Raw genomic sequence first — 8,215 nt, 5'->3', positions numbered from 1 at the left:
GACGAGGTAGATAGGTTCGAGGTGGAAGTGCGGCGACGCATGGAGCTGACGAATACTAATCGATCGAGGACTTAATCAACTGAAATGCCGAGGGTGCGTGTCCATCAGCGACACGCGCTGGAGGAATGGCTGCATGAGGCGCTTTTGGCCTCATCAGACAGGCCGAAGCGACGCGAGCTGATCGCACCCGAGGCTGGACAACACATGGCGTGTAAACGAAAGGTTTTTGCCCATACAATGCAAGCTTCTATCCAGTTTTGAAAGAACACTTCTTTCAAACTTCATAGTCAGGTGGCTACAGCGAAGAGGTCACACCCGTTCCCATCCCGAACACGGCCGTTAAGCTCTTCAGCGCCGATGGTAGTTGGGGGTTTCCCCCTGTGAGAGCAGGACGCCGCCTGGCTGTGAATGATCACAACTATATATTTTATTTTTATTATCGCGGGGTGGAGCAGCCCGGTAGCTCGTCGGGCTCATAACCCGAAGGTCGCAGGTTCAAATCCTGCCCCCGCAATCGTTGGTCCGGTAGTTCAGTTGGTTAGAATGCCTGCCTGTCACGCAGGAGGTCGCGGGTTCGAGTCCCGTCCGGACCGCCATTTTCTTTTAGAATACGCAATTATTCGATATAATAAAGATATAATCAAAAACCTTAGGATCATCATTATCCTAGGGTTTTTTTTCGAGGAAAGAAGGCGGACATATGACATCTTCTTATACATGGACGTTAAACGGTTTAGAAAAAATGAATATATTTGCTGGAGAACTGGCTGATACACTTCGTCCAGGTGACGTTTTGCTGCTTGAAGGCGATTTAGGAGCTGGAAAAACAACATTTACACAATATTTAGCAAAAGCATTAGGCGTCACCAAAAATGTAAACAGTCCAACATTTACGATTATTAAAGAATACGAAGGCGCCTATCCTCTTTACCATATGGATGTTTACCGGCTAGGAGAGGAATCAGAAGAAGATTTAGGCTTTGATGAATACTTTTTTGGTAATGGCATTACAGTCGTGGAATGGGCCCATTTAATCGCGGACCAGCTTCCGGAGGAGTATATAGAAATCAATCTTTTCCATACTGGTGTAGAAGGGCAGCGCAAAGTACAATTAACAGTAAACGGGGATCGATATGCCCGCGTTCTTGAGAAGGTGAAAACACTTGAAAACATTAGCGATTGATACATCGACTTATACACTTTCGATCGGCCTCGCAGATGGGGATGTGATCCTGGCGGAGCAGGTAACAAATGTGAAAAAAAATCATTCTATCCGGGTAATGCCAGCTATTCAGGCATTAATGAATGAAGCAGACATGAATCCGGAAGATTTGGAGAAGATTATTGTCACCAATGGTCCTGGCTCGTATACAGGAGTTCGTATTGGCGTAACGATTGCCAAAACGCTGGCCTGGACATTAAATATTCCACTGGCTGCCGTTTCTGGTCTTGCTTCGCTGGCTGCTTCAGCTCCTGTAGTAGATGGGCTTGTTTGCCCGGTTTTTGATGCACGACGTGGACGCATTTTCACTGGCTTGTACCGCTTATCAAATGGAACCGTTCAAGCCGTACTGGAAGACCGGAATGTGTCAGTGGCCGATTGGTGCGAGGAATTGCTTCTTCAAAAGGAGCCTGTTTTATTTGTTGGGCAGGAAAGCAATATACACGAAAAAGCCATTGTGGAACAAATGGGCAAGGAGGCTGTATTTGCCGGCAGAGCCGTTCCTTATACCCGCCCGGCTGCTCTTTTAGCGCTTGGGATGTCGATGGAAAACGACCCGGCAGAGGTTGTACCAAATTATGCGCGCCTTGCTGAAGCAGAAGCGAAGTGGATTGAGGCAAATGAAAAGAAGGCGGCAGGCCGTGAGTGATGCAGTAATCCGCCCAATGGTAATAGAAGATATTCCGGCTGTGCTCGAAGTAGAGCAGGCCAGCTTTTCCCTTCCCTGGCCAAAAGAAGCCTTTGAAAGAGAGATTGTATTAAATGAATATGCTCATTATTATACGGTTGAACAAGAGGGCCTCGTTATCGGCTATTGTGGAATGTGGGTTGTATATGATCAAGTGCAGATTACCAATATCGCGATTTTGCCCAAGTTTCGTGGAAAAGGTTATGGAAAAAAACTGCTTGATTTTGTGATTCAAAAGGCAAGGGAGTACGGTGGAGCTGTTCTTTCACTTGAGGTCCGGGTCAGCAATACAGCAGCAATGACATTGTATAAACAATTCGGTTTGCAGCCGGGTGGAATCCGGAAGCAGTATTATACCGACAATCAGGAAGATGCTTTAGTAATGTGGGTGAATTTATAATGAAAAAAAACACATATGTTTTTGGAATTGAAACGAGCTGTGACGAAACGGCAGCAGCCATTGTAAAAAACGGGACAGAAATTGTGGCGAATGTTGTATCTTCTCAGATTGAAAGCCACAAGCGTTTTGGCGGTGTTGTGCCTGAAATTGCTTCCCGTCATCATGTTGAACAAATAATTGCAGTGCTGGATGAAACACTGGAGCAGGCTGGTTTAACATTTAAAGATATGGACGCAATTGCGGTCACGAAAGGTCCGGGTCTTGTAGGGGCTTTGTTGATTGGAGTAAATGCTGCAAAGGCAATCGCTTTTGCACATAACCTGCCGCTTATCGGCGTTCATCATATTGCCGGCCATATTTATGCAAATCGTTTAGTTAAAGAAATGGCATTTCCACTCCTTTCCCTCGTCGTCTCAGGCGGGCATACGGAAATTGTTTATATGAAAGACCATGGATCATTTGAAGTGATCGGTGAAACCAGGGATGATGCGGCAGGAGAAGCGTATGATAAAGTCGCACGTACATTGAACCTGCCTTATCCAGGCGGTCCGCATATCGACCGGCTTGCGGCGCAGGGAGAAGATACATACAACCTGCCTCGGGTCCGGCTTGAAGAGGGCTCTTATGATTTCAGCTTCAGCGGCTTAAAATCAGCGGTTATTAATACGGTTCATAATGCAGAACAGCGCGGAGAAGAAATTATACCAGAAAATCTGGCTGCAAGCTTTCAAGCAAGTGTTGTGGAAGTCCTGACCGAGAAAACACTGCGTGCTGCTAAAGAGTATGAAGTAAAACAAGTGTTATTGTCAGGCGGAGTAGCAGCTAACAAAGGGCTTCGTATGTCATTAGAATCTGCTTTTGCCGATTTAAGAAATGTTGAACTCGTGATTCCGCCTTTGTCTTTGTGTACCGATAATGCTGCTATGATCGCAGCAGCCGGCACTATTTTGTTTGAGCAGGGAAAACGGGACGGAATGGATATGAACGGTCATCCTGGACTGGATATTGAAGCTTTTTAAAAAAGGGGCATTCTGGATAGAATCCCCTTTTTTTGTGTATAAAGGGGATAAAACTACCCACATCTTGTGGATAATGTGTATAAATCTGTGGAAACCCTTGCAATAAACAGACTATTCACTATTTTTTTGTGGATAAAAAGAAAAGAGGCTGTGGATAGCCTCTTTTCTACTCAGACTGCAATTCTTCCCATTCAGTCATTAACTGTTCAATCGCTTCGTTGGCTTGATCAAGCCGCTGCTGCAGCTCCAGCGATTTTTCATGATCTTCATACACTTCTGGGAGACAGAGCAGTTCTTCCGCTTCCGTTACTTTTTCTTCATGGGCAGCAATGGCTGCCTCGATTTCCTCGATGCGCCTTGCTTTTTGTCGTTCCTTTTTGCGCTGCTCTTTATCGGTTTTATAAGAATCCGCTGATGCCGGCTTGACTGTTAGAGTCGCTTTTTGATCTGCTTCAAGCGCAGCAAGCTCCTCCTGCTCGCTTTTTTTCTCTACATAATAATCGTAGTCACCCAGGTAAACGGTCATTCCCTCTTTATCAAGCTCAATTACTTTTGTTGCAATTCGGTTAATAAAGTAGCGATCGTGGGATACGAACAAAAGCGTGCCAGGGTAATCAATTAAAGCATTTTCAAGCACTTCCTTGCTGTCGAGATCCAGGTGGTTGGTCGGCTCATCAAGGATGAGAAAGTTTGCCCTTTGCATTGTCAGCTTGGCGAGCGCAAGACGGGCTTTTTCCCCTCCGCTCAAAGCAGCTACCGGCTTTAAAACGTCATCGCCTGAAAAAAGAAACGTACCAAGTATCGCCCGGATTTCTTTTTCCGGCGTACCGGGATAGTCATCCCAAAGCTCAGCCAGTACCGTTTTTGACCGATTTAAATGAGATTGCTCCTGGTCGTAATAGCCCACTTCAACGCCAGCACCGTGATTGATTTTCCCGCCAATCAGCGGAAGAGCCCCCGTAATAGATTTAAGCAATGTAGACTTGCCAGCGCCATTTGGCCCAACAAGTGCGATACTGTCACCACGTGTGATGGAGAAAGACAAATCCGCTCCTATTTTTTCACTGTTGTAGCCAATAGATACATGATCAACATGAAGCACCTCATTGCCACTTTGGCGATTAATGTCAAACAGCATGCCCGGCGGCTTTTCATCTCCATCCGGCCGCGCCATCATTTCCATTCGATCAAGCTGCTTACGTCGGCTTTGAGCTCGTTTTGTTGTAGAAGCCCGGGCAATATTTCGCTGAATAAAGTCCTCAAGCTTTGCAGCTTCTTCCTGCTGCTTTTCATATTGTTTCATTTCTCGTTCAAACTGTTCAGCTTTCTGAATCAAATATTTACTGTAGTTACCGGTAAAGCGGCGGATTTTATGACGGGATACTTCATATACCTGATTAACGGTTTTATCGAGGAAGTAGCGGTCATGCGAGACAATTAAAATAGCACCGGAATAACCCTGCAGATAGTTTTCGAGCCAGGAAAGCGTATCGATATCAAGATGGTTGGTCGGCTCATCGAGAATTAAAATATCTGGCTTTGTTAAAAGAAGCTTGGCGAGGGCAAGGCGCGTTTTTTGTCCGCCGCTTAGCGTAGAAATAAGGGTACCGTAGTCATAGTTGTGAAAACGGAATCCGTGCAGTACCGAGCGCAGATCCGCTTCATATTGATAGCCGCCCGCTTCCTTAAATTCATTTTGCAGCGTGTCATAAGCAGTCATTACTTGTTCATAACGGGTGGAATTTTCATAAACGTCCGGATCCGCCATGCTCGCTTCAAGTGTCCGCAGTTTTTGTTCCATTTCCCGAAGGCTATCGAAAACGCTGTTCATTTCGTCCCAAATCGTTAAATCCGATTCGAGCCCGGTATCCTGTGCTAGATAGCCAATTGTTACATCCTTCGGTTTCATAATAGCGCCTTCTTCATGGGAAAGCTGTCCGGCTATAATTTTCAGCAGCGTCGATTTACCCGCTCCATTACGTCCGACAAGAGCAATGCGGTCGCCTGACTGCACTTCAAGTTTAATATTAGATAAAATCAGTTCAGCTCCATAATATTTCGAAAGCTGCTGTACTTGTAGAAGAATCATGTTTTTCACCTCACTTTCCACTTTACTTGAGCGCAGCGCCTTGAGCAATGAAAAAGAAGCTGTTCTTGTGAAAAACGCTACAAAGATTTATGATTGTAGTAAGGAAAGAATGAAATATGGAAGCGGTAACACCTTGGAGGGAAAAAAATGAACAATGATTCGATGAAAATACCTCAGGCAACAGCGAAACGTCTGCCTTTATATTATCGATTTATTCAAAATCTGCATTCTTCGGGAAAGCAGCGGGTATCATCAGCAGAACTAAGTGAAGCGGTTAAAGTGGATTCAGCGACGATCCGCCGTGATTTTTCGTACTTCGGTGCACTCGGAAAAAAAGGATATGGCTATAATGTCAGCTATTTGCTTTCATTTTTCCGAAAAACACTGGATCAGGACGAAGTCACAAATGTTGCACTGATTGGTGTCGGAAACTTGGGGACAGCATTTTTAAATTATAATTTTTTAAAAAATAACAATACTAAAATTCTCGTGGCTTTTGACGTAGAGGAAAGTAAGGTAAATAAAAAAATTGGAGAAGTACCGATTCATCATATGGACGACCTGGAAAAAGTGCTTTCTGAATTGAATGTTCCGGTAGCCATTTTGACGATTCCACAATCAGCGGCGCAGTCGATCACCGACCGGCTGGTACGAGCAAATATTAAAGGAATCTTAAATTTTACGCCAGCGAGGCTGAATGTGCCGCCTGAAATCCGGGTGCATCACATTGACCTGGCAATTGAACTGCAATCACTCGTTTATTTTCTCAAAAACTATCCGGATGAATCTGTCGAAAAATGATCATAGTATTGCTTCTCTAAATCAGTTATGATAGTGAAAAAGGAGGTGGGTGCCAATGCCAGGCATAGGAAGCATGGTTGTGATTGGCGCAGCAGCACTTTTAATTTTTGGTCCGAAAAAACTCCCGGAACTTGGACGTGCAGCTGGAGATACACTTCGTGAGTTTAAAAACTCGACAAAAGGGCTGGCCGAAGACGACGAAGAACGGACAGAGGACAACAAAGAGTCCAAGTAATGTTAGGGTGATTGACAAATGAGTCAGCAGGATATGACAATTTATGAACATTTAGAAGAAGTGCGCAAGCGGCTGATGATTGTTATTGTTTTCTTTTTTATTGCCGCGATCGGTGGGCTGTTTTTGGCCAAGCCGATTATTCAATATTTACAGCATGCAGATGAAGCTGCTGCTCTGACAATGAATGCGTTTCGTGTGACCGATCCACTGAAAATTTATTTTCAAATGGCCTTTGTAATAGGGGTTGTGCTAACCTCACCGGTTATTTTATACCAGCTGTGGGCATTTGTCAGTCCGGGCCTTCATGAACGAGAGAGAAGAGTGACTCTTAGTTATATCCCGGCCTCTGTTCTTTTGTTTCTTGGCGGTCTATCATTTTCATACTTTATTTTATTTCCATACATTATTCATTTTATGATGAACCTGTCTGGTGATTTGAATATTGAACAGGTGATCGGTATCAATGAATATTTTCAATTTTTATTTCAAACAACGATCCCTTTTGGCTTTTTGTTTCAACTGCCCGTTGTGACACTGTTTTTAACACGCCTTGGCATTGTCACCCCCCAGCTGTTAGGGCAAATTCGCCGTTATGCTTACTTTGTCCTGCTCGTAATCGCAGCGCTTATTACACCGCCTGACATTGTATCGCATATGATGGTCAGTGTGCCGCTGTTTGTATTATATGAAGTGAGCGTCATCATCTCACGAATCGGCTTTAAAAAAGCCCAGCAGGCAGAAGACAGTACAGTAGAAGATGAAAAAAAATCCGCCCAGTAAATTGGACGGATTTTATTTTTGGCTTTTTTGCCGTTTTATATGAGTAAACATGAGACGGATGCCTGTGCCAATATCCATAGTAGCCAGCAGAATCAGCAGGTAGGTAAAGGGACCAAATCCATTTGTATTAACATCCTGAATCGCAAAAAGAACGAAAAAAATACCAAGGACACTAAAAAAAATGCCTCTTGTTAAATAAGACTGCACAAAATTTCCTCCTTACCACCACTTGATCCATTGTGACATTTGTTCCATCTGTTCTGCTTTGCGGAGCATTTCTTGAATTTCATCCGCAAATACATACTGCATCAGTACGACAAATGTATTCATCGACACGTGTGCCACAATCGGTACGATAATTCGTTTTGTTTTTACATAAAGAAAGGCGAATGTAAAGCCCATTGCTGCATATAATATCGTGTGCTCGAGCTCCATATGGGCGACCGAAAAAATAAGCGAGCTGATCAAAGCCGCAAAGAAAAACGGCATCCGGTTGTAGAGAGAACCGAAGATAATTTTACGAAACACAATTTCTTCTAAAATAGGTCCAAATACGGCCACAGCCAGGACAACAATAGGCACACCCTGGACAAGCTCAATAATATCTTGTGTATTTTCAGATCCTTGCTCAATGCCAAGGATTGTTTCAATCATAATGGCTGCATATTGGGCAAGAAACGCCATAAATACACCCGCAACTGACCAGGCCGCTGCAGCGCCGATCGAAACAGGCGTCTGCTGTTCGATTTTGTTTCGGTATGTGGACCGCCATAAAATAAGCAGCACAATTGCTGTTGCCAGGGCAAAAGCAATAATTGTCCAGTATCCCGGAACAAGCGCTTTAAGGCGATCGGGCTCCACTCCTGCAATCAGGCCTGCCTCGTACAGAAGCGGCTGGCCGACAAAAGCGGAAAGCTGCATTACAATGTACGTAATCAAAATGAACCCGTATTCTTTTTTCACAAAAAAACCCCTTTACTG

General features: G+C 44.4%; 10 protein-coding genes, 2 tRNA genes and 1 rRNA gene. 10 read left to right on the top strand and 3 right to left on the bottom strand.

All coding sequences use genetic code 11. The features are described 5' to 3' along the window. Nucleotides 1–287: 287 nt before the first annotated feature. From rrf to tsaD, 7 genes are all read left to right on the top strand, one after another. Nucleotides 288–403: ribosomal RNA gene (rrf, locus tag VP97_RS21065) — 5S ribosomal RNA — on the top strand. A 37-nt stretch (nucleotides 404–440) separates the two neighbouring features. Further along, a tRNA-Met gene (locus tag VP97_RS21060) sits at nucleotides 441–514 on the top strand. 5 nt (nucleotides 515–519) lie between these two features. Then, nucleotides 520–596 (top strand) — tRNA-Asp (locus VP97_RS21055). 104 nt (nucleotides 597–700) lie between these two features. After that, entirely contained in the window at nucleotides 701–1,183 is a 483-nt protein-coding gene (gene tsaE / locus VP97_RS21050) for a tRNA (adenosine(37)-N6)-threonylcarbamoyltransferase complex ATPase subunit type 1 TsaE (RefSeq protein WP_050184129.1), read from the top strand. Next, complete coding sequence (tsaB, locus tag VP97_RS21045; protein ID WP_050184128.1) at nucleotides 1,164–1,871, top strand: tRNA (adenosine(37)-N6)-threonylcarbamoyltransferase complex dimerization subunit type 1 TsaB; 708 nt, start codon at nucleotides 1,164–1,166, stop codon at nucleotides 1,869–1,871. Before tsaE ends, tsaB begins: the two co-directional genes overlap by 20 nt. Further along, a complete protein-coding gene (gene rimI / locus VP97_RS21040) occupies nucleotides 1,843–2,310 on the top strand; it encodes a ribosomal protein S18-alanine N-acetyltransferase (protein WP_425388512.1) in 468 nt (155 codons plus the stop codon). The genes tsaB and rimI overlap by 29 nt, the downstream gene beginning before the upstream one ends. Then, the gene (gene tsaD / locus VP97_RS21035) at nucleotides 2,310–3,329 is read left to right on the top strand and encodes a tRNA (adenosine(37)-N6)-threonylcarbamoyltransferase complex transferase subunit TsaD (protein WP_050184127.1); all 1,020 of its coding nucleotides are present in this window, start codon (nucleotides 2,310–2,312) and stop codon (nucleotides 3,327–3,329) included. Before rimI ends, tsaD begins: the two co-directional genes overlap by 1 nt. A 166-nt stretch (nucleotides 3,330–3,495) precedes the next feature. On the opposite strand, the gene VP97_RS21030 is transcribed toward tsaD, so the two are convergent. Next, the gene (locus VP97_RS21030) at nucleotides 3,496–5,418 is read right to left on the bottom strand and encodes an ABC-F family ATP-binding cassette domain-containing protein (protein WP_050184126.1); all 1,923 of its coding nucleotides are present in this window, start codon (nucleotides 5,416–5,418) and stop codon (nucleotides 3,496–3,498) included. Nucleotides 5,419–5,565: 147 nt separating this feature from the next. Here VP97_RS21030 and VP97_RS21025 point away from each other — a divergent pair, with 147 nt between their 5' ends. Genes VP97_RS21025 through tatC form a run of 3 tightly spaced genes read left to right on the top strand, consistent with a single transcriptional unit; the run spans nucleotide 5,566 to nucleotide 7,234 of the window. Further along, nucleotides 5,566–6,219 (top strand): redox-sensing transcriptional repressor Rex, encoded by a 654-nt coding sequence (locus tag VP97_RS21025; protein WP_050184125.1) that lies wholly within the window; start codon nucleotides 5,566–5,568, stop codon nucleotides 6,217–6,219. Nucleotides 6,220–6,274: 55 nt separating this feature from the next. Then, nucleotides 6,275–6,454, top strand: a complete 180-nt coding sequence (locus VP97_RS21020) for a twin-arginine translocase TatA/TatE family subunit (RefSeq protein ID WP_050184124.1) — start codon at nucleotides 6,275–6,277, stop codon at nucleotides 6,452–6,454. 18 nt (nucleotides 6,455–6,472) lie between these two features. Then, nucleotides 6,473–7,234, top strand: a complete 762-nt coding sequence (tatC, locus tag VP97_RS21015; protein ID WP_050184123.1) for a twin-arginine translocase subunit TatC — start codon at nucleotides 6,473–6,475, stop codon at nucleotides 7,232–7,234. 12 nt (nucleotides 7,235–7,246) lie between these two features. On the opposite strand, the gene VP97_RS21010 is transcribed toward tatC, so the two are convergent. Both VP97_RS21010 and VP97_RS21005 read right to left on the bottom strand, forming a co-directional pair. Further along, on the bottom strand, nucleotides 7,247–7,441 hold the full coding sequence (locus VP97_RS21010) for a YdiK family protein (RefSeq protein ID WP_050184122.1): 195 nt from the start codon (nucleotides 7,439–7,441) through the stop codon (nucleotides 7,247–7,249). 12 nt (nucleotides 7,442–7,453) lie between these two features. Then, entirely contained in the window at nucleotides 7,454–8,197 is a 744-nt protein-coding gene (locus VP97_RS21005; protein ID WP_050184121.1) for a CPBP family intramembrane glutamic endopeptidase, read from the bottom strand. Nucleotides 8,198–8,215: the final 18 nt, after the last annotated feature.

Origin of the sequence: Domibacillus robiginosus (genome assembly GCF_000966195.1) — a bacterium.
GTDB lineage: Bacteria > Bacillota > Bacilli > Bacillales > Domibacillaceae > Domibacillus > Domibacillus robiginosus.
Note: the sequence above shows the minus strand (reverse complement) of the source record. Positions and strands in the feature narration are given on the sequence as shown.